Here is a 602-nt window from a genome sequence, read left to right on the forward strand (position 1 = left end):
CATCTGCTTATGACAGAAGCATTTACAGACCTCTTGATACGCCCCATACCGTTATGAATGACAGTGTTCCTTTTTAAACAGAAGGTGCTTTAATGGATAGTAAAAAGAAGTCTAGGGTTAGTACAGAAGAATCTGAACCCGTTTATATGCTTACAGAGAATGATATAGAGCTGTTAAGAGATTGTATGTCATCTACATCAATGAGTTATTACAGTATAGTGATGGGTGCTTTATTGAGTACACTTTTCATTCTGCTCTTAAAACTTTCTTGGGATCAAAGTCACTTAAAACTTAAGTTAGGTGTTGCTGCTGTAATATGCATTTTAGTGGTTTTATTGTTCTTTTTAAATCGAATTTCATGGTCAAGATCAGAGAGAATTTGGCAAGATATTAAACAGACATCTGAGGACATAAGTGAAAAAAAACAAAAAGAGGGGACGCCCTAAAATAGCAGGGCAGCTAAGAGAACCAAACGGACGTATATCACGTTGCAAAACACCGCGTGAAGCCGTTGATAAATTGGCAATAGAAATGCGTGCAAAGCGCTTCGGTTTAACGCTACAGGAGGCAAAAAATCCACTTTCTGGTACCTATATCGGGCG

1 protein-coding gene and 1 pseudogene are annotated in these 602 nt (G+C 38.0%); both read left to right on the forward strand.

The features are described from left to right. Positions 1-92: 92 nt before the first annotated feature. Positions 93-446, forward strand: a complete 354-nt coding sequence (locus ACFILO_RS09735) for a hypothetical protein (RefSeq protein ID WP_375613771.1) — start codon at positions 93-95, stop codon at positions 444-446. Continuing rightward, positions 415-602: pseudogene (locus tag ACFILO_RS09740) on the forward strand (hypothetical protein); the annotation flags it as partial. The gene ACFILO_RS09735 and the pseudogene ACFILO_RS09740, both read left to right, overlap by 32 nt.

Origin of the sequence: Bartonella sp. AP72JLCBS, assembly GCF_042195705.1 — a bacterium.
GTDB lineage: Bacteria > Pseudomonadota > Alphaproteobacteria > Rhizobiales > Rhizobiaceae > Bartonella.

What these genes read in the sequence shown, in the direction of transcription:
- ACFILO_RS09735 (WP_375613771.1), top strand. Translation starts at nt 93, where the DNA reads ATGGATAGTAAAAAGAAGTCTAGGGTTAGTACAGAAGAATCTGAACCC.